Genomic DNA, 25,083 nt, shown 5'->3' on the forward strand with positions numbered 1-25,083 from the left:
CCGAGGAATTGCGCGAATTGTGATCACCCGCTCACGCAGCGCAAAAGTATGGCGTCCTTGTGCGCCCCCGAGCAGAATCGGCCGATGGAACCCGTCAAGCTCACGACCGACCGTCTCCTCCTGCGCGCCGTCGGCCCGCAGGACACCGACGTCGTGTATTCCGCCGCCCAGGACCCCGAGATCCAGCGCTGGACGACGATCCCCTCGCCCTACCTCCTGGAGCACGCGCAGAGTTTCACCGAGCAACTGGTCCCGGAGGGCTGGGCGAACGGTTCGATGTTCACCTTCGGTCTCTTTCTCCCCGAAGGGGATCTGGTGGGGATGCTCGCCATCACGATGCGCTCGCTCGGTGTCGGCGAGGTCGGTTACTGGGGCACGAAGGAGCACCGCGGCAACGGCTACATGACCGAGGCCGTGCTCGCCGCCGCCCGCTGGGCCTTCACCGCCATGTCGATCGACCGCCTGGAATGGCGCGCGGAGGTCGGCAACAAGGCCTCACGCGCGGTCGCGGAACGCACCGGCTTCACCATGGAGGGCACGCTGCGCTCCGCGATCAACCACGGCGGCGTACGCCGGGACTGCTGGGGCGGCTCCCTGCTCCCGTCCGACCTGGGCCTGCCGTCGACGGCGCCGTACCTGCCCGCCCAGCGGTGAAGCTGCGGCGAATCCGCAGCTCAGCCCGCGTTGTCAGTGCCACCCTCTATCGTGCGGAGACATGACGAGTGCCCCGCGCCCCACGACCGACCTGTCGGCAGCCGACGCCCGCCGCATCGCCCTGCGCGCCCAGGGTTTCCTCGGCGCCCCCGACCGCCGCGCGGGCGTGCGCGGCGTGCTCCGCCATCTCGGCGCGGTCCAGCTCGACACCATCTCGGTCCTCGCCCGCTCCCACGAACTGATCCCGTACGCCCGCCTCGGCGCGGTCCCCCGCAGGACGGTCGAGGACGCGTACTGGACCCAGACGCACGCCTTCGAGTACTGGTCCCACGCCGCGTGCATCCTCCCCGTGGAGGAGTGGCCCCACTTCGCGTTCCGCCGCCGCGCCTACCGAAGCCGCCCGCACTGGAACCACGACCTCCCCGACGGCACCTACGACCAGGTCATCAAGCAGCTCCGCGCCGAAGGCCCGCTCACCTCGACGGAGTTGGGCGGCGCCAAGCGCACCAGCGAGTGGTGGGACTGGTCCGGCGCGAAAGTCGCCGTAGAGCGCGCCCTCATGTACGGCGAGGTGGTGTGCGTGGAGCGCCGCGGCTGGAAGCGGGTGTACGACCTCGCCGAGCGCGCGATCCCGCAGGCGCTGCTGCACGACAAGCTGGATGACACGGAGTGCCTCCGCCGCCTGGTCACCCTGGCGGGCCAGTCCTTGGGCGTCGGCACCCGCGCGGACATCGCCGACTACCACCGCCTCAAGGGCGAGCAGGTCGACGCGGTGATCGCCGACTCGGGCCTGGTCCCGGTCACGGTCGAGGGCTGGGGCAAGCCCGCCTGGGCCGACCCGGCGGCCCTGGAGACACCCCCGCGCGGCCGTCACCGCACGACACTCCTGTCCCCGTTCGACTCCCTGATCTGGGAGCGGGCCCGCACAGAGCGCATCTTCGGCTTCACCCACCGCCTGGAGGCCTACGTCCCCAAGCCCAAGCGGATCTACGGCTACTTCGCGATGCCGGTGCTCGCGGGAGGCCGGCTGGTCGGCCGCGTCGACCCCGCACGCGAGGGCCGCACCCTGGTGGCCAAGCAGGTCACTCTGGACAGCGCGAAGGCCGTCCCGTCCGTGGCCCAGGCCCTGGTCGAGGCCGCGAGCTGGGTGGACTGCACGGACGTACGCGTGGAGCGGGTCGACGCCCCCGAGCTGCGCGCCCCCCTCGCCAGAGAACTGGTCCGTCTCCTGGCCTGAGGGACACCTGGCCCGAGGGTCAGCGGATCTCCAGGATCTTCTCCCGCATCGCGTAGACGACCGCCTCCATCCTGGAGTGCAGCTGCAGCTTCTCCAGGATGTTGCGCACATGGTTCTTCACGGTGTTCTCGGAGATGAACAACTGCTTGGCGATATCGCGGTTGTTCATTCCGGTGGCGACGAGTTTGAGAACCTCCAGCTCACGGTCGGTGAGCCGGGGCGCGGGCACCAGTCGGCGCTCGTCGGTGCGCTGGATCATCGACTTGAACTCGGTGAGCAGTTTCGACGCCATGGAGGGGCTGATCTGCGACTGTCCGTCGGCCACGGCGCGAATGGCGGTGGCCACCTCGTCGGTCGAGATCTCCTTGAGGAGATAACCCGTCGCGCCCGCCTTGATCGCGTCGTAGAGATCGGCCTCTTCGTCGCTGATCGTGAGCATGATGATTTTCGCGCTGGGCGCCACCTCCTTGATGGAGGTGCACGCCTCGATCCCGCCCCGCTTCGGCATCCGTACGTCCATCAGGACGATGTCCGGCAGCAGATCCGCGGCCTTGTCCACGGCCTCGGCGCCGTCGCCCGCCTCGCCGACGACCTGGATGTCCTCCTCGGCCGCCAGCACGATCTCCAGGCCGCGGCGGAAGAGGGCGTGGTCGTCCACGACAAGGACTCTGATCGGCTCCTTGCGTGTCGAGCCCGCTTCCGCGCCCATGCCGACGACGCCGCCGTCGGCATCCCCGACATGCATCGGTCCGAAGCTGTCCGCCATCGTTCCTCCCCCTGAAGGCTGTGGCCTGTGGTCCTGTGCCATCGCCAACCCAAGGCAGCGGCCCACCGGTTGGGCCTGTACGGCCATGATTCCATGCCCGGACGACAGTGCGGTCACGGAGCGGGGCGCGAAGTGGTCGCACACCGGTGCCCCTGGGGGCGCACACGCGCTCCAGGGGCACCGGCTCAGCTGTCTGCCGGGTGGGTCAGCCGCCCAGCGTGCCGCCGGCCGCCGGCGGTTGCGCCTGCGTGACCATCGGGTCCGTGCTGAGGTGGATGACGCCGTAGTCGTAGGCGTGCCGTCGGTAGACGACGCTCGGTTCCTTGGTCTCGGAGTCGACGAACAGGTAGAAGTCGTGTCCGACCAGTTCCATCTCGTAGAGCGCCTGGTCGAGGGACATCGGGGAGGCGACGTGGGTCTTCTCGCGGACGACGAGGGGGCCTTCGCCCTTGACCTCCAGCGAGCCGATCTTCTTGGTGGGCACACCGTCCGACTGCTCGTCCGGGACGGCGTGGCCGTTGCCGTTGAGCGTCGCGGCGCCCGGGACGTGGTCGGGGACCTCGGCGGCGGTGAGCCGACGGGCGCCGCGTCGCGTGTTGCGCTTGTCGTGCTGCTTGCGCAGCCGGGCATCCAGCTTCTCCGCCGCGAGGTCGAGCGCCGCGTACGGATCGTTGGCCGATGCCTCCGCCCGGATCACCGGACCGCGGGAGCGGAGCGTGATCTCCACTCGGTCACAGCGGTCGGCCTGTCGGGGGTTCGGCTCCTTGGACACCTCCACGTCGAGGCTGATCACCTTGCCGTCGAGCTTCTGGATCTTCTCCAGCTTCAGCTTCTCGGCCACGTGCTTGCGGAACCGCTCGGGCACCTCGGTCTTGCGGCCCTTGACGACGATGTCCACGCAGAACTCCGTTCCCGGATCGCTCCGCTTCGCTGCGGAGCGTCTCCCTTTCGCACCAGGCTCCGGTCACCCCGGAACCTCGGACTCGGTGACTTCCACCTCCTCCTCCCCCATGGGCAAGATCTCCACCCCATGGCCGCGGGTGATTGCAGAAAACCCGCAGCACGGCATTCGGATAGGAGAGGTGCGGCCTGCGCCTTTCTCTCACAACCGAACATATCTCGCCCGGACGGATGTCGTCACCCTCTACCGCGGCGTACCTCCGTTCAGGTGAATTGCCCCTGTCATTACCTGCAACGACGCAAGTTCGCAGTCAGTTCCGGTTTATTTCGAAGGAATCTGGCGACGCCGCGATCACCGCGGCGCAGATCAGGTCAGCGGGGCCGTTCACACTCACGATTCCCGGTGCACTGAGTGCCATGTCCCTCCCGTTCTCCAATGGTCTGCCGTTTGATCTGCCGTTGTGTTCCTCTCTGCCTTCCCTGGACACACGCGCATACACAGCGGCAGTCGCGCCAACTTCTCCGCCACCCGTGATCGCCTCCCGCACGGCACGCGCCGCCTCCCTCAAGGAGGCCCCGGTCGTCATCAGGTCATCGACGAGCACCACGGGACCGCCCACGAGCAACCGCGCACCACCCTCGACCACCTCCAGCGCACCCGCGAGATTCCCCATCCGCTCCCGCGAGTTGAGCCCCGACTGATCGGCGACCCACCGCCGCTGCCGCAACACGGCCACCACCCGAGCCGGCGTCCCGGTCCGCCGCAACTCCCCCGCCGCCGCGAGCGCGATCCGCCGCGCCGGATCATGCCCTCTGGCCCGCACGGTGCTACGCGCAGAGGGCACGGGGACGAGCAGCACGGGCGCGTGACCGTGGCTCCGGGGCTCAACACGACCGGCATCCACGTGCCACCCGACTTGCGACTGGGGAAGCCCCACCTGAAGTTGCCTGACCTGAGCCTGGCGAAGCCCCACCTGGACTTGCCCGCCCTGAGCCTGGCGATGTCCTGCCCGGGCCTGCGCAGCTTGTTTTGTCTGGGCCTGCGCGGCTTGTCCTGCCGGAGCCTGCGCGGCTTCCCCAGCGTGAGCCTGTCGTGCCTGCGGCTGTCGTACCGGGCCCTGCCCGCGCCGCACCTGATCTGCCTGATCCCGCCCACTCTGCGCCGCACCAAGCCCTGCACCAGGCCCCGCAGCCTGTGCCGCCGCCTGCCCCACCTCTCCCGTGCCGGGCCCGGCCACCCCCGACCGCGCGACCTGCCGACCACCAGAGCCGGGATCCCCCGCACCCCACCCCGACCGTTCTGCCGCGCCCCGCGCCCAACCGCCCCTGTCGGCCTCCTCTCTCAGCTCCCCACATGCCTGCACCAGGCCCCCGCCCAGCCCCGCCACACCCCCGTCCGTCCCCAGCAAGCCCGCATCCCGCCCCGCCACAGCCCCGTAGCCTCGCCCCCAGCTCTCTCCGAGCCCCACCCGCACAGCCCCCGCCAAAGCCGCCCCCAACGCCCCCGCAAGCCCCAGCGCACCCCGTTCCTTGTGGGCGAGGATCGCCGCCCGCACCTCGTCCGCATACGGAGCCGCCGCATACGTCGCCGGCAGCCCCGCCGGCTCAGGCGTCGGTCGTACCCGGCTCGGTACGGCCCCGTTCAGGGCGGCACGGCACTCCGGGCAGAGCACCGTGCGAGGCCTGCCGCAGCCTCCGCACTCGGCCGGCAGCACCAGATCCGTGAGGTCCCGCCACCACCCCCGCATGCCCACCACTGTGCCAACGCCCCGACCGACCTGCCACCCCTGTGGACAACGGCCTGTGGACAACTCCGCGCAACCGTCAACAGCCGTCACCCACACGAGTGCAAGGCGATCCCGAAACATGCGAACGGCCGCCTCCACCGAGCCTCAGCCCGACCGGAGACGGCCGCTTCCAGTCCGCCACCTCAATGCCTCGACGCGTTGACGCGTCACCCCGGATAGACCGGCGCCGACCCCGTCTTGACGACCTTCTGCCACTGCGCCCCGCTGGACAGCCGTACGATCCCGTCCTCCGAGTAGGCCACCAGCGGCAGCTTGTCGTCCTCGGACGCGGCGATCTCCTTCACCCCGGTCAGGGCCGCGGGCGCCGGGCCCTCGGGCGTGGAGCCGTCGACCTGGACGTACCGCATCTGCACCACGCCTTCGTGCTCGCGCCCCACCACCACGAGCCGGCTGTCCCCGGCCCACGACATGGCCGTGATCTCCTCCAGATCCGGGGTGACGGAACGCAGTTCGAGGACCGAGACCACCGGTGTCTCCCCCGCCGACCCCGTCCGCTGGATCCGCCCGACGAGCAGGGACCGCTTGCCGTTCTTCTCCACGACGAGCGCGACCCGCACCCCGTCGGCGGCCACCCGCACCGATTCGATACGGCCGTCCAGCCCCGGCATCTCCACCGCTATCGGCTGCCCCGCGCCCTTCTGCAGCAGGAGCAGCCTGGGCTTCTTCGGGTCCCGGTCGGCCACCCAGAGGTCGCCCTGCGCGTCCCAGCTGGGAGCCGTCAGCCGGTTGGCCTCCGTCGTGCCCTGGCTGGTCAGCACGGGGTCCCCGAGCGAGGCACCGGACACCAACGACCCGACGTAGAGCGACTTCCCGTCGAGACCGACCCCGGCCCCGGTCTCCTCGTCGCGCGACACCGCCACCGACCGCAGCTGCTTCTCGCCCTCGCCCAGCGCGCCCGGCACCGGATCGGCGTGCATGCCGCCGCTGGACATCCGCACCACGCGGTGCTTGTCGTCGAGGAAGTACAGGTACTCGGGACGGTTCACGGCACCGTGTGCCGCGAGGGTGTCCGCGTTGCCCTCGTTGTAGACACACAACTGCGCGCCGTCGGCGGCCTGCAGCTCGACCTTGTCAACCGTGGGCGTCATGGTCCGGAGCGTAAAGAGGATCTGCGTGGCCATCTCGTTGCACCGGGCCGGCCCCACCCGCGAGGCCTTCTGGTTCAACGGGACCGTCAGCTTGTTCTGGTCGTCGGGCGTCAGCGAGCTGACGCCCTTCCGCAGCGCCGTCCCCGTAGGGAAGCTCGACCTGACCACGGGCCCGAGCCAACTGGTGGGCCCGCTCAGGAGCGACCGCACCATCTGCGTCATCGGGTCCACCCGCCGCCGTACGAACACGGGGTCGGCGACCGCGATCGGCTGCGAGCCCGTCCCGGCCGTCGTGTTCGACGCGAAGTAGTACTTGTTGACCGACATGTAGTTGCGCTGGAAGTCCGACTCGCCCATGACGACGCCCTGCGGCAGGTCGTCGATGCGCCACTGGCCGCTCTTCGCGTCCTTCGTCAGATGTACGGCCTTGCTGTACTGCCCGTCCGCCGGCGCGTACGCCTGCTGCGAATCCACCGTGGCGACCCGGTTGCCGGTCAGGGTGTACGTGAAGGTGCCGGTGTCCTCCCGGCCGACCGGGGGACGGACGGCCTCCGTGCTCGGCCCGTCGGCGAGCACCGTGGTGGACAGCTCGGGCTGCCAGTTCCGCGCGGCCTTGGCGGACAGGTACATGCGCGCCGTCTTGTAGTTCGGATCGTCGCTGGTCAGCGCCTCCAGGAAGCCCTGCACGATCTCCCCCTGCGACGCGTCCTCCCGGGGCGGCATCGCGAAAACGCGCACCTGGGTGTCCTGTCGGGGCGTCGACTCGACCCCCCGGAGATCCCCGCTGTCGGGCATCGAGGCACACCCCGCCAGCACTACGACGCCCATCGCGACGTACGCCGCCGCGCGTGCCGGCTTCCGCCGGGCGCCCGCCGCGCGGTCAGCGCCCACGAGATGCCTCCCCCTGCTTGTTCGAGTCCTCCGGTACGCCGGCCGGGTCCGTGCTGCCCGCGGCCTCGCTCCGGGCCGGCTCCGCGGGCGAGCGGTCCTCCTGTCGCCGGGTGCCACCGGTCGGCCGGGGCACCACGCGCGCGCCGTTGCCGGGCAACGCCGTCGGGTCCGCCGTGGCGGTCGTGGCGGCCATCCTGGGGGCGATCGGGGCCCGCGAGGGTATCGGCGGCACCTGGTCGCCCATCGGCTGCACCGGGACCGTCGCGCGCTTGTCCCCGCCCCCGCTCGGCAGCCCGGCTTCGCTGAGTCCGCGGTTGCGGCGTGAGTCCTTGGGCTCCAGGGGTATCGGCGAGCCCCGTAGCGGTTCGTCCGCGGTCCGCGGCAGCGTCAGCCGGAACTGCGAACCGCCGCCCGGCTCCCCCCACGCCTGCAGCCAGCCGCCGTGCAGCCGCGCGTCCTCCAGGGCGATGGACAGCCCCAGACCCGTACCACCGGTGGTACGCGCGCGTGCCGGGTCCGCCCGCCAGAAGCGGCTGAACACCCGGGTCGCCTCACCGGGCTTGAGCCCGACTCCGTAGTCGCGCACCGCGATGGCGACCGCCCCGCCCGCGGTGGCGAGCTTGACTATGACGTCCTTGCCGTCGCCGTGCTCCACGGCGTTGACGACGAGATTGCGCAGCACCCGCTCCACCCGCCGGGCATCCGCCTCGGCCACCACGGGCTGCTGGTCGCCGACGACGCGTATCTGCGTGCCCTTGCGCTCGGCGAGCGGCTCGGCGCCGCTGAGGACCCGCCGTACGACCTCTCTGAGGTCTATCGGCTCGGCCTCCAGGGCTGCCGCGCCCGCGTCGAAGCGGCTGATCTCCAGCAGGTCAGCGAGCAGTGTCTCGAACCGGTCCAGCTGGTCGGCGAGCAGTTCGGCCGACCGCGCGGTCATCGGATCGAAGTCCACGCGCGCGTCATGGATGACATCGGCCGCCATCCGTACGGTCGTCAGCGGCGTCCGCAGCTCGTGCGACACGTCGGACACGAACCGCCGCTGCATCCGCGACAGGTCCTCCAGCTGCTGGATCTTCAGCTGGAGGTTCTGCGCCATCTTGTTGAAGGCCTCGCCGAGCCGCGCGATGTCATCCTCACCGGTGACCTTCATGCGTTCCTGGAGGCGCCCGGCGGACAGCCGCTCGGCGATCCCGGCGGCCATCCGCACCGGCGTGACGACCTGCCGTACGACGAGCCAGGCGATGGCCCCCAGGAGTACGACGACGAAGAGCCCGGCCGTGGCAAGGGTCCCCTTGACCAGGCTGAGCGACTTCTCCTCCTGGGTGAGCGGGAAGAGGTAGTACAGCTGGTAGGGGTCGCCGTTCGGGTCGTTGACCTGCTTGCCCACGACCAGCGCCGGCTGGGACTCCTTGCCGTTGCTGTAGATGATGCGGGTGTAGCTCTGGGCCGCCGTCGTACGGTCGTTGACCCGCGCCCGCAGGTCCTCGGGCACGCTCGCGGACGGGTCGACGTACCCGGAGCCGCGCGGGCTGCGGCCGCTGCCGCTGTCCATGCCCGCGGGCAGTGTCACCACGTCGAAGGCGCCCTGGCCGCCGCTGGACAGCGACGACACGAGGTCGCTCATCCAGGAGATGACGTTCTGGGAGGAACCGTCGTCGGTCGCGGAACCGTCGGCGGAGGCACCGCTGCCCGCCTCGTCGGCCCGCTGCTTGGCCACGGCGAAGCCGCCCGTGGCCTGGCTCTGCGAGGCCTTCACCTTGGCGTCCAGCAGGCCGTTGCGCACCTGCCCGATGACGACGAAGCCCAGCAGCAGAACGACGCCCAGCGACATCAGCAGGGTCGTGACGACGACCTTGAGCTGGATGTTGCGCCGCCACAGCCGCATGACCGGCAGCAGCGGCCGGCGCACCCAGCGCATGAACAGGCGGAGGACCGGGCTGCCCTGGACCCCGCCCTGCAGCAGCACGCCCTCCCGCAGGCGTCCCCAACGGGAGCCCGCCGCCGTCCGGCCGACAGGCCGCCCCGCGCGGGCCCCGGACCCCCCGGGCGCCGAAGCGGCACTGTCCCTGGACATGTCAGCTCGGTCCCGCCTTGTAACCGACCCCGCGGACGGTCACCACGATCTCCGGCCGCTCCGGGTCCTTCTCGACCTTGGAGCGCAACCGCTGGACATGCACGTTCACCAGCCGGGTGTCGGCCGCGTGCCGGTAGCCCCAGACCTGCTCCAGGAGCACCTCACGCGTGAACACCTGCCACGGTTTACGGGCCAGCGCGACCAGCAGGTCGAACTCCAGCGGCGTCAGCGCGATCGACTGCCCGTCCCGCTTCACGGAGTGACCGGCCACGTCGATGACCAGATCGCCTATGGCGAGCTGCTCGGGCGCCGGCTCCTCCGACCTCCGCAGCCGCGCCCGGATCCGGGCGACCAGCTCCTTCGGCTTGAACGGCTTCACGATGTAGTCGTCAGCGCCTGATTCCAGGCCCACCACGACATCGACGGTGTCGCTCTTCGCCGTGAGCATCACGATCGGCACCCCGGACTCCGCCCTGATCAGGCGGCACACCTCGATACCGTCCCGTCCGGGCAGCATCAGGTCCAGGAGCACCAGGTCGGGCTTGCTCTCACGGAAAGCGGCCAGCGCCTTGTCGCCGTCGGCTACGAAAGACGGCTCAAAACCTTCACCACGCAACACAATGCCGAGCATCTCGGCCAGTGCGGTGTCGTCATCGACGACAAGGACTCGTCCCTTCATAAACGACATCATCCCATTAACTAAATCGTTACCTGTCGTGACCTGTCACACAGCTCTGCCAGCGCCTCCGCCGTCACGGGCGAAACAGCGCCTTCTTCGGTGACGATCGCCGTCACCAGCTCGGGAGGCGTCACGTCGAACGCCGGGTTGTACGCCTGCGTCCCCAGAGGTGCCACCGGAATCCCGCCTCCCGCTCCCGACACCGTCACTTGGGGTGACGTGATCTCCGTCACTTCGAAGCCGGGGCGCTGCTCCACCTCGATGGACGCCCCGTCCGGCGTGTCCATATCCACCGTCGTCACCGGCGCCACCACGATGAACGGCACATGGTGATACCGGGCGAGCACGGCGAGCGGATAGCTCCCCACCTTGTTCGCCACCGAACCGTCGGCGGCGATCCGGTCCGCCCCGATCAGTACCGCGTCCACCTCCCCGGCCGCGAACAAAGAGCCCGCCGCGTTGTCCGTGAGCAAGGTGTACGCCATTCCGTTGCGTGCCGCCTCATACGCCGTCAGGCGAGCACCTTGCAGCAACGGACGCGTTTCGTCCACCCACAGCCGCCTCAGCCGCCCGTCCCGGTGCGCCGCGAGCGCCACCGCGAAGGCCGTGCCCTCGCCGCCCGACACCAGCGCCCCGGTGTTGCAGTGGGTCAGAATCCGGTGCCCACCGCCGGGCAGCAGCTCGTCCAGCAGGGCCAGCCCGTGCGCGGCCATCCGCGTGCTGGCCTCGGCGTCCTCCCGGTGCAACCGCCGTGCCGCGGCCAGCGCGGCCCCCGCCGCCCGCTCGGTACCGCCTCCCTCGGCGAGCACGGCCCGGTGCGCGGCCTGGGCCCTGCGCACGCCGACGGAGAGGTTCACCGCGGTGGGCCGGGCGCCCGCCAGCGCGATCGCGGCCTCGTCCACGTCGAAGCCCCGCGCGGCGGCGAGCGCGACGCCGTACGCCCCCGCGATGCCGAGCAGCGGCGCCCCGCGCACCGCCAGCGAGCGGATCGCGTCCACCAGCGCGGACGCGTCCGTGCACACCAGCTCGACCTCCTCGGCCGGCAGTCTCGTCTGGTCGAGCAGGACCAGCACAGGGCCCTCGGGGGGCTCGTCCCAACGGATCGCGGGTATCTCGGTCGGCCGGCCGTCCTCGCCGGATTGCGCGTACTGATCAGCCATGCGGTCAGTCTGCCCCGTATCCGGCGGACAATTGAAGGTGTGCAGCCCATACCGCGGCCGGTCACCGCTCGACCACCCCATGGCACGATGGCTGCCAACCTGCCGCCGCGCCCGCGGACGGGCACCGTGAAGGAGCGACGATGAACGACACTCCGGGCTGGGCCTCGCCCGGATCCGCCCCGCCCGACGGGCCCGAGCCCGGCGCGTCCGGTCCCGCCGAGCCGACCGACGGCCCCGGTCCCGCACAGCCCGCGGACCAGCCGGGCACGGACCCGTCGGGCCCCGGCCCGCAGTGGTCCAAGGAGCAGCCGCCACCCGCCCAGTGGTCCGCGCCTACCGGCGTCCCGGGCCAGGGCCAGGCGCCCCCGCCCCCACCGCCGGGCCCGGGCTGGGGCGGCGGCCACCCCGGCGGCCCGGCAGGCCCCGGAGGCCCTGGGGGATACGGCGGCTACGGAGGTTACGGCGGACCCGGCGGCAACGGCGCTCCCGGCGGCTGGGGAACCGGCTGGGGCGGCCCCCCGCCCGCGGCCAAGCCCGGCGTGATCCCGCTCCGCCCGCTCGGCGTGGGCGAGATCCTCGACGGCGCCGTCTCCACCATGCGCACCTACTGGCGCACGGTCCTGGGCATCTCGCTCACCGTCGCCGTCGTCATGCAGACCGTCGTCGTCCTCGTCCAAGGCTTCGCCTTCAACGACCTCGCCAGCACCAACGCCCTCGACGACCCGAACGCCAGCGCCTCCGAAGTGACCCGCGCCATGAGCGAGGCCTTCCTCAGCACCGGCGTCGTCTACCTGGTCGTCCTCATCGGCACCGTCGTCGCCACCGCCCTGCTCACCTCGGTCACCAGCCGCGCCGTGCTGGGCAAGCCGGTCACCGCCGGAGAGGCCTGGCGCGACGCCCGCCCCCAGGTGCTCAAGCTGCTCGGCCTGATCTGCCTGCTGATCCTCATGGCCGTCGTCCTGATCGGCGTCCCCACCGTGCCGGGCATCATCGTGGCCGTCACCGGGTCGCAGGACGGAGGGATCGCGCTCGCCGTCCTCGGTGGCCTCGCCGGCTGCGTCGTCACCCTGTGGCTGGCGATCCGCTTCTCCCTGGCCTCGCCCGCACTCATGCTGGAGAAGCAGGGCATCATCAAGTCGATGAGCCGCTCCGCGAAGCTGGTGCGCGGCTCCTGGTGGCGGATCTTCGGCATCCAGCTGCTCGCCCAGATCATCGCGAGCATCCTGTCGTCCATCCTCGTCATCCCGTTCGCCTTCATCGCCGGGCTGTTCAGCGGCGACGGCCTCAGCGGCCTCGTCGACGGCACCGGCGGCCTCGGCTGGACGTTCCTCATCATCAGCGGCCTCGGCTCGGTGATCGGCCGCATGATCGCGTTCCCGATCACGGCGGGCGTCACCGTGCTCCTGTACATCGACCAGCGCATCCGCCGCGAGGCCCTCGACCTCGACCTGGCCCGTGCCGCCGGCGTCCAGGACTACGGCACCGCCGCCCCCGGCCCCACTCCGGGGAGTTGATGCGGTGAGCCTGGCGGGGGGAGTTCTCACAGCGGTACCCACGGCGCTGCCACGTGCCGTCGCATCGGCCGCGGGGGCACTGCTGCGCGCCCACGGCACAGTCGTACGGTCATCGGCCCTCTCGGGCGACGAGCCGCCGGTGACGATCCCGCGCGACCCCGCGCGGGAGGCGGCCCGGCGTGAACTGTCCAAGCAGATGTACCACGAGAACGACCCCAGCCTGGTGCAGCGGGCCCTGGACGCCATCTGGGACTGGATCGACAAACTGTTCGGCAGGGCATCGGAGGCGGCACCCGGCGGCACGCTCGGCCTGGTCGTCGTCATCCTGGCCGTCCTCGTCGTCGGCGCCGCCCTGTGGTGGCGCCTCGGCACCCCGCGCCGCCAACCCGTCTCCGCCGCCGCCCTGTTCGAGGACGGCCCCCGCAGCGCCGCCGAGCACCGCGCGGCCGCCGAGGCGCACGCCGCCCAGGGACACTGGAACCCCGCCGTGCAGGAACGCATGCGTGCCATCGTCCGCGCCCTGGAGGAACGGGCCCTGCTCGACGCCCGCCCCGGCCGCACGGCCGACGAGGCGGTCGCGGAAGCAAGCCACGCGCTACCGACGCACACGGCCGAACTGCGCGCCGCCGCCAGGCACTTCGACGACGTGACGTACGGCGGACGCGGCGCGAGCGAGCAGTCGTACCGCCGCATGGCCGAACTCGACCGCGACCTGGAGCGCACCAGGCCCGTCCTCACGAGCAGCGCCCACAGCACGGCCCACCAGACCAGCCAGGGGGCCGCCGAATGACCGCGGAGGCCACGCTTCCCGCCACGTCGGCCTCGCCGACCGCCCGCCAGGTGTGGACCCGCGCGCGGGGCATCCTCCTCGCGCTCGTGATCCTCCTGGCGGCCGCCGTGGTGATCGCCGCGATCCGCTCCGACGCCCGGCACGGCGACCTCGACCCGCGCTCCGCCGACCCCTACGGCAGCCGCGCCGTCGCCGAACTCCTCGGCGACCGGGGCGTGTCCACGCGCGTGGTCACCACCCTGGCCCAGGCCCGCGCCGCGGCCGGCCCGGACACCACCCTGCTGGTCGCCGTCCCCGACCTGCTGACCAAGCGTCAACAGTCCGGCCTGCACTCGGCGTTCGCGAACTCCGGCAGCCGTACGGTCCTCGTCGCCCCCGGTCCCGCGTCCCTGCCCCGGCTCGCTCCCGAGGTCACCGCGGACGCCGGAAGCAGCTTCGACACAGTGCTGTCCCCCGACTGCTCCCTGCCCGCCGCCCAGCGCGCGGGCGACGCGGAAACCGGTGACTACAGGTACACGACCACAGCCGCCGGCGCCGACGAGTGCTACGCCAGCAACGGCATGCCGACCCTGCTCCGGTTGCCGGACGCGTCCGGGGGCGGCGACACCGTCGTCATCGGCTCGCCCGACATCTTCTTCAACAAGCGTCTCGACAAGCAGGGCAACGCCTCGCTCGCCCTCCAGCTCCTCGGCTCCCGCCCCCATCTGGTCTGGTACCTCCCCTCGCTGTCCGACACCTCGGCCACCGACTCCGGCAGCCAGAGTTTCTTCGACCTGCTCCCCTCGGGCTGGCTCTGGGGCACCCTGCAACTGTTCATCGCCGCAGGCGTGGCCGCCCTGTGGCGGGCACGCCGACTCGGCCCCCTGGTGCCCGAGAAACTCCCCGTGGCGATCCGCGCCTCCGAAACCGTCGAAGGCCGCGCCCGCCTCTACCGCAAGGCCAACGCCCGCGACCGCGCGGCCAACGCCCTGCGCTCCACCACCCGTACTCGCCTCGCCCCCCTCGTAGGCGTCCCCGTCTCCCAGGCGCACGCGCCCGAAGCTCTGCTCCCCGCGCTCTCCGCCCACCTCCACGGCGACGGACAGACCCTGCACGCCCTCCTCTTCGGCCCGCCGCCCAGCGACGACGGGGCCCTCATCGCACTTGCCGACCAACTCGACGCCCTCGAAAGAGAGGTACGCCGTTCATGATGGACCCGACCACTGACAACGCCGGGTACACGGGGGACGCGGGCACCGCCCGGGCCTCCCTCGAATCCCTGCGAGCCGAGATCGCCAAAGCCGTGGTCGGCCAGGACCCCGCCGTGACCGGCCTCGTCGTCGCCCTCCTCTGCCGCGGACACGTTCTCCTAGAAGGAGTCCCTGGAGTAGCCAAAACGTTGCTCGTCCGCGCCCTCGCATCCGCACTCGAACTCGACACCAAGCGCATCCAGTTCACCCCGGACCTGATGCCGAGCGACGTCACCGGCTCCCTGGTCTACGACACGCGCTCCGCCGAGTTCCGCTTCCAGCCCGGCCCGGTCTTCACCAACCTGCTCCTCGCGGACGAGATCAACCGCACCCCTCCGAAGACCCAGTCGTCCCTCCTGGAGGCCATGGAGGAACGCCAGGTCACGGTCGACGGCACCCCGCGCCCGCTCCCCGACCCGTTCCTCGTCGCCGCGACACAGAACCCCGTCGAGTACGAGGGCACGTACCCCCTCCCCGAGGCCCAACTCGACCGCTTCCTCCTCAAACTGACGATCCCTCTTCCCTCCCGCCAGGACGAGATCGACGTCCTCACCCGCCACGCCGAGGGCTTCAACCCGCGCGACCTGCACGCCGCCGGCCTGCGCCCCGTAGCGGGCCCCGCCGACCTCGAAGCAGCCCGCGCGGCCGTCGCCAAGACGACGATCTCCCCCGAAATCACCGCCTACGTAGTCGACATCTGCCGCGCCACCCGCGAATCGCCGTCCCTCACCCTCGGCGTGTCCCCGCGTGGTGCCACCGCTCTCCTGGCCACCTCGCGCGCGTGGGCCTGGCTCACGGGCCGCGACTACGTCATCCCCGACGACGTGAAGGCCCTGGCGCTTCCCACCCTCCGCCACCGCGTGCAGCTGCGCCCCGAGGCCGAGATGGAGGGCGTGACGGCGGACTCCGTGATCAACGCGATCCTCGCCCACGTCCCGGTCCCCCGCTGATGGCCCTCACCGGACGCGCCGCCCTCCTCGCAGCCCTGGGCTCCCTCCCCGTAGGCATCTGGGAACCCAGCTGGACGGGCATCCTCGCCGTCAACGCCCCCCTGGCGGTGGCCTGCGCCTGCGACTTCGCCCTGGCCGCCCCAGTACGCCACTTGAGCCTGACCCGCTCGGGCGACACCTCCGTACGCCTGGGCGAATCCGCCGACGTCACCCTGACGGTCACCAACCCGTCCCGCCGCCCGCTCCGCGCCCGCATCCGCGACGCCTGGCCCCCCAGCAGTTGGCTCCCCGGCACAGAATTCGCCGCCTCCCGCCACCGTCTGACGGTCCCACCCGGCGAACGCCGCCGCCTCACCACGCGCCTACGCCCCACCCGCCGCGGCGACCGCCACGCAGACCGAGTGACGATCCGTTCCTACGGCCCCCTCGGCCTCCTCACCCGCCAGGGCACCCACGCGGTCCCCTGGGCGGTCCGCGTCCTGCCCCCGTTCACCAGCCGCAAGCACCTCCCCTCGAAACTCGCCCGCCTGCGCGAACTCGACGGCCGCACCAGCGTCCTGACCCGCGGCGAAGGCACGGAATTCGACAGCCTGCGCGAATACGTCCCCGGCGACGACACCCGCTCCATCGACTGGCGCGCCACCGCCCGCCAGACCACGGTCGCGGTACGCACCTGGCGCCCCGAACGCGACCGCCACATCCTCCTCGTCCTCGACACCGGCCGCACCTCAGCGGGCCGCGTCGGCGACGTCCCCCGTCTCGACGCCTCCATGGACGCCGCCCTGCTCCTCGCAGCCCTGGCATCCCGCGCCGGCGACCGCGTGGACCTGCTCGCCTACGACCGCCGGGTCCGCGCCCTCGTCCAGGGCCGCACGGCACGCGACGTACTCCCGTCACTGGTCAACGCGATGGCGACCCTCGAACCGGAACTCGTCGAAACAGACGCCCGAGGCCTCGCAGCCACCGCGATCCGTACGGCACCCCGCCGCTCCCTGATCGTCCTGCTGACCAGCCTCGACACGGCCCCGGTCGAAGAGGGCCTGCTCCCCGTCCTCGCCCAACTCACCCAGCGCCATACGGTTCTGGTGGCATCCGTGGCAGACCCCCACATCGCCCGCATGGCCACCGCCCGCGGAAACACGGAGGCGGTCTACGAGGCGGCGGCTGCGGCACGCGCCCAGACCGAACGAGACCGCACCGCGGAAAAACTGCGCCGGGCCGGCGTCACCATCGTCGACGCGACACCGGACGATCTCGCACCGGCATTGGCGGACGCCTATCTGGCTCTCAAGAGTGCGGGCCGTCTGTAATACGGCGGGCCCTGCTTGAAAAAGCAGGGCACTTTACAGAATTCAGGACCCCTTAAACGCAGAAAACCCCCGTACCGAATAAACGGTACAGGGGTTTTCGCAATATTTGTTCGGCGGCGTCCTACTCTCCCACAGGGTCCCCCCTGCAGTACCATCGGCGCTGTAAGGCTTAGCTTCCGGGTTCGGAATGTAACCGGGCGTTTCCCTCACGCTATGACCACCGAAACACTATGAAACAGACAACCGCACCACACCCCGCATAACCCAGGGATGTGGGGTTGTTCGTGGTTTCAGAACCAACACAGTGGACGCGAGCAACTGAGGACAAGCCCTCGGCCTATTAGTACCGGTCACCTCCAGCGGTTACCCGCCTTCCAGATCCGGCCTATCAACCCAGTCGTCTACTGGGAGCCTTAACCCCTCAAGGGGGTGGGAACACTCATCTCGAAGCAGGCTTCCCGCTTAGATGCTTTCAGCGGTTATCCCTCCCGAACGTAGCCAACCAGCCATGCCCTTGGCAGAACAACTGGCACACCAGAGGTTCGTCCGTCCCGGTCCTCTCGTACTAGGGACAGCCCTTCTCAATGTTCCTGCGCGCGCAGCGGATAGGGACCGAACTGTCTCACGACGTTCTAAACCCAGCTCGCGTACCGCTTTAATGGGCGAACAGCCCAACCCTTGGGACCGACTCCAGCCCCAGGATGCGACGAGCCGACATCGAGGTGCCAAACCATCCCGTCGATATGGACTCTTGGGGAAGATCAGCCTGTTATCCCCGGGGTACCTTTTATCCGTTGAGCGACGGCGCTTCCACAAGCCACCGCCGGATCACTAGTCCCGACTTTCGTCCCTGCTCGACCCGTCGGTCTCACAGTCAAGCTCCCTTGTGCACTTACACTCAACACCTGATTGCCAACCAGGCTGAGGGAACCTTTGGGCGCCTCCGTTACTCTTTAGGAGGCAACCGCCCCAGTTAAACTACCCATCAGACACTGTCCCTGATCCGGATCACGGACCCAGGTTAGACATCCAGCACGACCAGACTGGTATTTCAACGACGACTCCCCCTGAACTGGCGTCCAGAGTTCACAGTCTCCCAGCTATCCTACACAAGCCGAACCGAACACCAATATCAAACTGTAGTAAAGGTCCCGGGGTCTTTCCGTCCTGCTGCGCGAAACGAGCATCTTTACTCGTAGTGCAATTTCACCGGGCCTATGGTTGAGACAGTCGAGAAGTCGTTACGCCATTCGTGCAGGTCGGAACTTACCCGACAAGGAATTTCGCTACCTTAGGATGGTTATAGTTACCACCGCCGTTTACTGGCGCTTAAGTTCTCAGCTTCGCCACCCCGAAGAGTGACTAACCGGTCCCCTTAACGTTCCAGCACCGGGCAGGCGTCAGTCCGTATACATCGCCTTACGGCTTCGCACGGACCTGTGTTTTTAGTAAACAGTCGCTTCTCGCTGGTCTCTGCGGCCACCCCCAGCTCAAGGAGTAAATCCTCTCACCGGTGATGGCCCCCCTTCTCCCGAAGTTACGGGGGCATTTTGCCGAGTTCCTTAACCATAGTTCACCCGAACGCCTCGGTATTCTCTACCTGACCACCTGAGTCGGTTTAGGGTACGGGCCGCCATGAAACTCGCTAGAGGCTTTTCTCGACAGCATAGGATCATCCACTTCACCACAATCGGCTCGGCATCAGGTCTCAGACTATGTGAGTGGCGGATTTGCCTACCACTCGTCCTACACCCTTACCCCGGGACAACCACCGCCCGGGATGGACTACCTTCCTGCGTCACCCCATCACTCACCTACTACCATCTTGGGCCGGCGGCTCCACCACTTTCCATTCCCCGAAGGGTCCGGAACGGCTTCACGGCCTTAGCATTAATGGGCTCGATGTTTGACGCTTCACAGCGGGTACCGGAATATCAACCGGTTATCCATCGACTACGCCTGTCGGCCTCGCCTTAGGTCCCGACTTACCCTGGGCAGATCAGCTTGACCCAGGAACCCTTAGTCAATCGGCGCACACGTTTCTCACGTGTGTATCGCTACTCATGCCTGCATTCTCACTCGTGAACCGTCCACCACTAGCTTCCGCTGCGGCTTCACCCGGCACACGACGCTCCCCTACCCATCCATACAGGCGTTGGCCCTGTTGTATGAATGACACGACTTCGGCGGTACGCTTGAGCCCCGCTACATTGTCGGCGCGGAATCACTAGACCAGTGAGCTATTACGCACTCTTTCAAGGGTGGCTGCTTCTAAGCCAACCTCCTGGTTGTCTCTGCGACTCCACATCCTTTCCCACTTAGCGTACGCTTAGGGGCCTTAGTCGATGCTCTGGGCTGTTTCCCTCTCGACCATGGAGCTTATCCCCCACAGTCTCACTGCCGTGCTCTCACTTACCGGCATTCGGAGTTTGGCTAAGGTCAGTAACCCGGTAGGGCCCATCGCCTATCCAGTGCTCTACCTCCGGCAAGAAACACACGACGCTGCACCTAAATGCATTTCGGGGAGAACCAGCTATCACGGAGTTTGATTGGCCTTTCACCCCTAACCACAGGTCATCCCCCAGGTTTTCAACCCTGGTGGGTTCGGTCCTCCACGAAGTCTTACCTCCGCTTCAACCTGCCCATGGCTAGATCACTCCGCTTCGGGTCTTGAGCGCGCTACTATATCGCCCTATTCGGACTCGCTTTCGCTACGGCTTCCCCACACGGGTTAACCTCGCAACACACCGCAAACTCGCAGGCTCATTCTTCAAAAGGCACGCAGTCACGACGCACCAAGTAAACTTGATGCGCGACGCTCCCACGGCTTGTAGGCACACGGTTTCAGGTACTATTTCACTCCGCTCCCGCGGTACTTTTCACCATTCCCTCACGGTACTATCCGCTATCGGTCACCAGGGAATATTTAGGCTTAGCGGGTGGTCCCGCCAGATTCACACGGGATTTCTCGGGCCCCGTGCTACTTGGGTGTCTCTCAAACGAGCCGTTGACGTTTCGACTACGGGGGTCTTACCCTCTACGCCGGACCTTTCGCATGTCCTTCGCCTACATCAACGGTTTCTGACTCGTCTCACAGCCGGCAGACTGTGAAAGAGAGATCCCACAACCCCGTACACGCAACCCCTGCCGGGTCTCACACGTATACGGTTTGGCCTCATCCGGTTTCGCTCGCCACTACTCCCGGAATCACGGTTGTTTTCTCTTCCTGCGGGTACTGAGATGTTTCACTTCCCCGCGTTCCCTCCACTTGCCCTATGTGTTCAGGCAAGGGTGACAGCCCATGACGACTGCCGGGTTTCCCCATTCGGAAACCCCCGGATCAAAGCCTGGTTGACGACTCCCCGGGGACTATCGTGGCCTCCCACGTCCTTCATCGGTTCCTGGTGCCAAGGCATCCACCGTGCGCCCTTAAAAACTTGGCCACAGATGCTCGCGTCCACTGTGCAGTTCTCAAACAACGACCAACCACCCATCACCCCCGGTCTGCACCGGAGTTCACTGGGGTCGGCACTGAAGGCAGCCTCTCGGCCGTGCCCTCAGACACCCAACAGCGTGCCCGGCATCCCCGTCACTCGTGGTCAGCTTTCCACGCCCCGAAGAGCAGTACTTGCAGCCCGAGATGAGCGGCGACACCGAATAATCAACGTTCCACCCTTGAGCAACCACCGTCGGACATCTGCCGACGTAATGGCCCTGGACCACCAAGCGAACTTGGCGGCCTAGATGCTCCTTAGAAAGGAGGTGATCCAGCCGCACCTTCCGGTACGGCTACCTTGTTACGACTTCGTCCCAATCGCCAGTCCCACCTTCGACAGCTCCCTCCCCACAAGGGGGTTGGGCCACCGGCTTCGGGTGTTACCGACTTTCGTGACGTGACGGGCGGTGTGTACAAGGCCCGGGAACGTATTCACCGCAGCAATGCTGATCTGCGATTACTAGCAACTCCGACTTCATGGGGTCGAGTTGCAGACCCCAATCCGAACTGAGACCGGCTTTTTGAGATTCGCTCCACCTCACGGTATCGCAGCTCATTGTACCGGCCATTGTAGCACGTGTGCAGCCCAAGACATAAGGGGCATGATGACTTGACGTCGTCCCCACCTTCCTCCGAGTTGACCCCGGCGGTCTCCTGTGAGTCCCCGTCACCCCGAAGGGCACGCTGGCAACACAGGACAAGGGTTGCGCTCGTTGCGGGACTTAACCCAACATCTCACGACACGAGCTGACGACAGCCATGCACCACCTGTACACCGACCACAAGGGGGGCACCATCTCTAATGCTTTCCGGTGTATGTCAAGCCTTGGTAAGGTTCTTCGCGTTGCGTCGAATTAAGCCACATGCTCCGCTGCTTGTGCGGGCCCCCGTCAATTCCTTTGAGTTTTAGCCTTGCGGCCGTACTCCCCAGGCGGGGAACTTAATGCGTTAGCTGCGGCACCGACGACGTGGAATGTCGCCAACACCTAGTTCCCACCGTTTACGGCGTGGACTACCAGGGTATCTAATCCTGTTCGCTCCCCACGCTTTCGCTCCTCAGCGTCAGTAATGGCCCAGAGATCCGCCTTCGCCACCGGTGTTCCTCCTGATATCTGCGCATTTCACCGCTACACCAGGAATTCCGATCTCCCCTACCACACTCTAGCTAGCCCGTATCGAATGCAGACCCGGGGTTAAGCCCCGGGCTTTCACACCCGACGTGACAAGCCGCCTACGAGCTCTTTACGCCCAATAATTCCGGACAACGCTTGCGCCCTACGTATTACCGCGGCTGCTGGCACGTAGTTAGCCGGCGCTTCTTCTGCAGGTACCGTCACTTGCGCTTCTTCCCTGCTGAAAGAGGTTTACAACCCGAAGGCCGTCATCCCTCACGCGGCGTCGCTGCATCAGGCTTTCGCCCATTGTGCAATATTCCCCACTGCTGCCTCCCGTAGGAGTCTGGGCCGTGTCTCAGTCCCAGTGTGGCCGGTCGCCCTCTCAGGCCGGCTACCCGTCGTCGCCTTGGTGAGCCATTACCTCACCAACAAGCTGATAGGCCGCGGGCTCATCCTGCACCGCCGGAGCTTTTAACCCCCACACATGAGTGCAGGAGTATTATCCGGTATTAGACCCCGTTTCCAGGGCTTGTCCCAGAGTGCAGGGCAGATTGCCCACGTGTTACTCACCCGTTCGCCACTAATCCCCACCGAAGTGGTTCATCGTTCGACTTGCATGTGTTAAGCACGCCGCCAGCGTTCGTCCTGAGCCAGGATCAAACTCTCCGTGAATGTCTTCCCGTAATCGGGACCACATACACGAGAGCGGAACAGTCAGGCGGAATAAGCCCGACCGTTCACAGCGTCCTCGCTGTATGTTTTCTTCAAAGGAACCTCGTCCCAGACATCAGATGATGTTTGGAGACGGGGTATCAACATATCTGGCGTTGATTTTTGGCACGCTGTTGAGTTCTCAAGGAACGGACGCTTCCTTTGTACTCACCCTCTCGGGCTTTCCTCCGGGCTTTTCCCTTCGGTCTTGCGTTTCCGACTCTATCAGACCGTTTCCGGTCCCGATTTCCTCGGTGCTTTCCAGGTTTCCGCTTCCGCGTTTCCCTTTCCGGCGGTTCCGACTTTATCAGAAGTCCCGGGCCGGACTGACCGGCCGCTCTTTTCCGATTCATCGGGAGTGTGGCTTCCTTGAAATCGACGTTTCCATCGATGTTTTTAGAAGCAGACAGACACTCACTGTCGCCGACCGGATCAGATCCAGTTCTAGGCAACTGTTCGAATCTACCTCCCCGACCGGTCCGTGTCAACGGTTCCTGTGGGGCGAAGAGGAGACTAGCAGCTCAGCAGGAGTGCCCGCACATCAGGCGGCGGTGGGGACGGAGGAGCTGCGTTCGGCCGCCTCGACGTCGCCGGTCTCCCCTGCACGTACGGCACGACCGCCCAGGACGTAGACGTACGTCAGGAAGGCCCCTTCGGCGACGATGCCGATGCCGATACGGGCCCAGGTGGGGAGGCCTGACGGGGTGACGAAGCCTTCGATGGCGCCGGAGATGAACAGGACCAGGGCCAGGCCGATCGCCATGCCCACGGCTGCTCGGCCCTCTTCGGCCAGGGCTGTGCGGCGCGAGCGTGGGCCGGGGTCGATGAGGGTCCAGCCGAGGCGCATCCCGGTACCTGCGGCGACGAAGACCGCCGTGAGTTCGAGCAGGCCGTGCGGGAGGATCAGGCCGAGGAAGGTGTCGAGCCGGCCTGCCGACGACATCAGGCCGATGCCGACGCCCAGGTTGAGCATGTTCTCGAAGAGGATCCAGAGGACCGGCAGGCCCAGGAACACGCCCAGGACCAGGCACATCGCGGCGGCCTTGGCATTGTTCGTCCAGACCTGTGCGGCGAAGGCCGCCGCCGGGTGGCTGGAGTAGTAGGTCTCGTACTCGCCACCGGGGCGGGTGAGGTCGCGCAGCTGGCTCGGGGCAGCGATGGAGGACTGCACTTCGGGGTGGGTGCCTATCCACCAGCCCAGAAGGATCGCGACCACGGTCGACAGCAGTGCGGTGGAGACCCACCAGTGGCGTGCTCTGTACACCGCGGCCGGAAAACTGTGCCCCAGGAAGCGTGTGACATCACGCCAGGAGGCACGGCGGGTGCCTGTCACCGCACTACGCGCGCGTGCCACGAGTTGGCTGAGCCGACCGGTGAGTTGGGGATCCGGGGCGCTGGACTGGATCAGGGAGAGATGGGTGGCCGTGCGCTGGTACAGAGCGACGAGTTCGTCGGCCTCGGCGCCGTTGAGGCGACGCTGGCGGCGGAGCAGCGCGTCGAGGCGGTCCCACTCGGCTCGGTGGGCCGAGACGAAGACGTCGAGGTCCATCTGGTTGCCTGCTCCTCGGCTGCTCGTCGACTGCTGGTCCGGGATCAGCTTGTCGTACTGGGGCGCGATGTGCCCTCAGCTTGGCAGACTGGCTGTTCCAGGGGCAGGGCAGGGGAAGGGCGGCAGGCGTGAGTGAGCTGGTGACGGGCGAGGCGGTGGCGCTGGAGTTGCGCCCCGCGAGGCTGCCCAGCAGGGCGCTGGCGGTGTTGCTCGATCTGATCGTGGCCATCGCCGCCTACACCGCCGTGACCGTGGCACTGATGTTTTCCACGGCTTCTTTGGATGTCGCGGCACAGGTCGCGATGTCGATCGCGGCCTTTGTGCTGGTGCTGGTCGGCGGTCCCATAGCGGTGGAGACGCTGAGCCATGGGCGTTCGCTCGGGAAGCTGGCGTTCGGGCTGCGCGTGGTGCGGGACGACGGCGGGCCGATCCGGTTCCGGCACGCGCTCGTGCGGGGTGCGATCGGTGTGATCGAGATCCTGATGACGTTCGGGGTCGTCGCCTGTATCGCCTCGCTCGTCTCGGCGCGCGGTCGGCGGCTCGGGGATGTGTTCGCGGGCACTCTGGTCGTAAGGGAAAGGGTGTCCGCCGGGCAGACGGCCTTTGTGCCTCCTCCGCCGCCGTGGCTGACGGGACGTTTCGCCGAGCTTGATCTGTCCGCCGTTCCCGACGGGTTGTGGCTGGCCATCCGGCAGTACCTGACGCGGATGCAGCAGCTGGATCCGCAGGTCGGCTGGGCCATGGCCGAGCGGCTCGCCGCGGACCTCGTGGCTCGTACGGGCGCTCCGGCGCCGCATGGTGTTCCGCCGGCCGCGTATCTGGCGGCGGTGGTGCAGGAGCGGCAGGCACGGGATGTACGGCGGGCCTTCGGGAACGGCGCGGTCGGGGGCGTACCGGCCGGCGGGTTCGGGCCCGGGGCGGGTGTGCCGGGTGCCTTCGGCAACTCGGCGTTCCAGCCGTCGCCGACTCCTCAGCAGCCGTACGGTTCCACTCCCCCGGTTTGGCGTGCCCCCGCGGCAGGTGCGGAAGCCGAGCAAGTCGCGCCCAGCCCGGAGCCGTCGGCGCCGCAGAGCGCGACGCCCGCCGAACCCCGGCCGTCCACCGGATTCGCGCCGCCCGCCTGACGCCCCCGGCCGCGTCCTGCGGCTGAGCGGCGGGGCCG

At 68.1% G+C, this 25,083-nt stretch carries 16 protein-coding genes, 3 rRNA genes and 1 pseudogene; 8 read left to right on the forward strand and 12 right to left on the reverse strand.

Going from position 1 to position 25,083, the window contains the following annotated elements; translation table 11 throughout:
* Window positions 1–84: 84 nt before the first annotated feature.
* Both OG496_RS24080 and OG496_RS24085 read left to right on the forward strand, forming a co-directional pair.
* Window positions 85–654 carry a GNAT family N-acetyltransferase gene (locus OG496_RS24080; protein WP_405972355.1) on the forward strand — a complete coding sequence of 190 codons (570 nt, stop codon included), beginning with the start codon at window positions 85–87 and terminating at the stop codon, window positions 652–654.
* Between the two features lie 61 nt (window positions 655–715).
* Window positions 716–1,891, forward strand: a complete 1,176-nt coding sequence (locus OG496_RS24085) for a winged helix-turn-helix domain-containing protein (protein ID WP_405972356.1) — start codon at window positions 716–718, stop codon at window positions 1,889–1,891.
* Between the two features lie 19 nt (window positions 1,892–1,910).
* Here the strand turns inward: OG496_RS24085 and OG496_RS24090 are convergent, their stop codons facing one another.
* From OG496_RS24090 to mtnA, 8 genes and pseudogenes are all read right to left on the reverse strand, one after another.
* Window positions 1,911–2,657: a response regulator gene (locus OG496_RS24090; RefSeq protein ID WP_405972357.1), complete on the reverse strand. Its 747-nt coding sequence runs from the start codon at window positions 2,655–2,657 to the stop codon at window positions 1,911–1,913.
* A 205-nt stretch (window positions 2,658–2,862) separates the two neighbouring features.
* On the reverse strand, window positions 2,863–3,555 hold the full coding sequence (hpf, locus tag OG496_RS24095) for a ribosome hibernation-promoting factor, HPF/YfiA family (protein WP_019056767.1): 693 nt from the start codon (window positions 3,553–3,555) through the stop codon (window positions 2,863–2,865).
* A 313-nt stretch (window positions 3,556–3,868) separates the two neighbouring features.
* Window positions 3,869–4,690: a ComF family protein gene (locus OG496_RS24100; protein ID WP_405976698.1), complete on the reverse strand. Its 822-nt coding sequence runs from the start codon at window positions 4,688–4,690 to the stop codon at window positions 3,869–3,871.
* 327 nt (window positions 4,691–5,017) lie between these two features.
* Window positions 5,018–5,305: pseudogene (locus OG496_RS24105) on the reverse strand (ComF family protein); the annotation flags it as partial.
* 206 nt (window positions 5,306–5,511) lie between these two features.
* Window positions 5,512–7,344 (reverse strand): LpqB family beta-propeller domain-containing protein, encoded by a 1,833-nt coding sequence (locus OG496_RS24110; RefSeq protein WP_405972358.1) that lies wholly within the window; start codon window positions 7,342–7,344, stop codon window positions 5,512–5,514.
* On the reverse strand, window positions 7,334–9,418 hold the full coding sequence (gene mtrB / locus OG496_RS24115; protein ID WP_405972359.1) for an MtrAB system histidine kinase MtrB: 2,085 nt from the start codon (window positions 9,416–9,418) through the stop codon (window positions 7,334–7,336). The genes OG496_RS24110 and mtrB overlap by 11 nt, the downstream gene beginning before the upstream one ends.
* Before the next feature lies 1 nt (window position 9,419).
* Window positions 9,420–10,109 carry a two-component system response regulator MtrA gene (gene mtrA, locus OG496_RS24120; protein WP_187284748.1) on the reverse strand — a complete coding sequence of 230 codons (690 nt, stop codon included), beginning with the start codon at window positions 10,107–10,109 and terminating at the stop codon, window positions 9,420–9,422.
* Between the two features lie 8 nt (window positions 10,110–10,117).
* Entirely contained in the window at window positions 10,118–11,257 is a 1,140-nt protein-coding gene (gene mtnA, locus OG496_RS24125; protein ID WP_405972360.1) for an S-methyl-5-thioribose-1-phosphate isomerase, read from the reverse strand.
* Window positions 11,258–11,397: 140 nt separating this feature from the next.
* Between mtnA and OG496_RS24130 the strand changes: the two genes are divergently transcribed.
* Genes OG496_RS24130 through OG496_RS24150 form a run of 5 tightly spaced genes read left to right on the forward strand, consistent with a single transcriptional unit; the run spans window position 11,398 to window position 17,050 of the window.
* Window positions 11,398–12,771 (forward strand): hypothetical protein, encoded by a 1,374-nt coding sequence (locus OG496_RS24130; protein WP_405972361.1) that lies wholly within the window; start codon window positions 11,398–11,400, stop codon window positions 12,769–12,771.
* Between the two features lie 4 nt (window positions 12,772–12,775).
* Window positions 12,776–13,561 (forward strand): DUF4129 domain-containing protein, encoded by a 786-nt coding sequence (locus OG496_RS24135; RefSeq protein WP_405972362.1) that lies wholly within the window; start codon window positions 12,776–12,778, stop codon window positions 13,559–13,561.
* Complete coding sequence (locus OG496_RS24140) at window positions 13,558–14,751, forward strand: DUF4350 domain-containing protein (protein ID WP_405972363.1); 1,194 nt, start codon at window positions 13,558–13,560, stop codon at window positions 14,749–14,751. The genes OG496_RS24135 and OG496_RS24140 overlap by 4 nt, the downstream gene beginning before the upstream one ends.
* Entirely contained in the window at window positions 14,751–15,740 is a 990-nt protein-coding gene (locus OG496_RS24145) for a MoxR family ATPase (protein ID WP_366490427.1), read from the forward strand. Before OG496_RS24140 ends, OG496_RS24145 begins: the two co-directional genes overlap by 1 nt.
* Window positions 15,740–17,050 (forward strand): DUF58 domain-containing protein, encoded by a 1,311-nt coding sequence (locus OG496_RS24150; protein ID WP_405972364.1) that lies wholly within the window; start codon window positions 15,740–15,742, stop codon window positions 17,048–17,050. Before OG496_RS24145 ends, OG496_RS24150 begins: the two co-directional genes overlap by 1 nt.
* Before the next feature lie 108 nt (window positions 17,051–17,158).
* Here the strand turns inward: OG496_RS24150 and rrf are convergent.
* The 4 genes from rrf to OG496_RS24170 all read right to left on the reverse strand — a co-directional run bounded on the left by rrf (window position 17,159) and on the right by OG496_RS24170 (window position 23,921).
* Window positions 17,159–17,275: ribosomal RNA gene (gene rrf, locus OG496_RS24155) — 5S ribosomal RNA — on the reverse strand.
* Between the two features lie 95 nt (window positions 17,276–17,370).
* Window positions 17,371–20,493, reverse strand: a 23S ribosomal RNA gene (locus tag OG496_RS24160).
* A gap of 312 nt (window positions 20,494–20,805) precedes the next feature.
* A 16S ribosomal RNA gene (locus OG496_RS24165) occupies window positions 20,806–22,333 on the reverse strand.
* Together the 16S, 23S and 5S rRNA genes form the textbook arrangement of a ribosomal RNA operon.
* Window positions 22,334–22,913: 580 nt before the next feature.
* The gene (locus tag OG496_RS24170) at window positions 22,914–23,921 is read right to left on the reverse strand and encodes a stage II sporulation protein M (protein WP_405972365.1); all 1,008 of its coding nucleotides are present in this window, start codon (window positions 23,919–23,921) and stop codon (window positions 22,914–22,916) included.
* A 128-nt stretch (window positions 23,922–24,049) separates the two neighbouring features.
* Between OG496_RS24170 and OG496_RS24175 the strand changes: the two genes are divergently transcribed.
* Complete coding sequence (locus OG496_RS24175) at window positions 24,050–25,045, forward strand: RDD family protein (protein WP_405972366.1); 996 nt, start codon at window positions 24,050–24,052, stop codon at window positions 25,043–25,045.
* Window positions 25,046–25,083: the final 38 nt, after the last annotated feature.

Source organism: Streptomyces sp. NBC_00988 (assembly GCF_045162645.1).
GTDB lineage: Bacteria > Actinomycetota > Actinomycetes > Streptomycetales > Streptomycetaceae > Streptomyces.

Bases quoted from the DNA above. Each gene is read 5' to 3' on its own strand.
- OG496_RS24080 (WP_405972355.1), top strand. From the start codon at position 85: ATGGAACCCGTCAAGCTCACGACCGACCGTCTCCTCCTGCGCGCCGTC.
- OG496_RS24085 (WP_405972356.1), top strand. From the start codon at position 716: ATGACGAGTGCCCCGCGCCCCACGACCGACCTGTCGGCAGCCGACGCC.
- OG496_RS24090 (WP_405972357.1), bottom strand. From the start codon at position 2,657: ATGGCGGACAGCTTCGGACCGATGCATGTCGGGGATGCCGACGGCGGC.
- mtrB (WP_405972359.1), bottom strand. From the start codon at position 9,418: ATGTCCAGGGACAGTGCCGCTTCGGCGCCCGGGGGGTCCGGGGCCCGC.
- mtrA (WP_187284748.1), bottom strand. From the start codon at position 10,109: ATGATGTCGTTTATGAAGGGACGAGTCCTTGTCGTCGATGACGACACC.
- mtnA (WP_405972360.1), bottom strand. From the start codon at position 11,257: ATGGCTGATCAGTACGCGCAATCCGGCGAGGACGGCCGGCCGACCGAG.
- OG496_RS24130 (WP_405972361.1), top strand. From the start codon at position 11,398: ATGAACGACACTCCGGGCTGGGCCTCGCCCGGATCCGCCCCGCCCGAC.
- OG496_RS24140 (WP_405972363.1), top strand. From the start codon at position 13,558: ATGACCGCGGAGGCCACGCTTCCCGCCACGTCGGCCTCGCCGACCGCC.
- OG496_RS24145 (WP_366490427.1), top strand. From the start codon at position 14,751: ATGGACCCGACCACTGACAACGCCGGGTACACGGGGGACGCGGGCACC.
- OG496_RS24150 (WP_405972364.1), top strand. From the start codon at position 15,740: ATGGCCCTCACCGGACGCGCCGCCCTCCTCGCAGCCCTGGGCTCCCTC.
- OG496_RS24170 (WP_405972365.1), bottom strand. From the start codon at position 23,921: ATGGACCTCGACGTCTTCGTCTCGGCCCACCGAGCCGAGTGGGACCGC.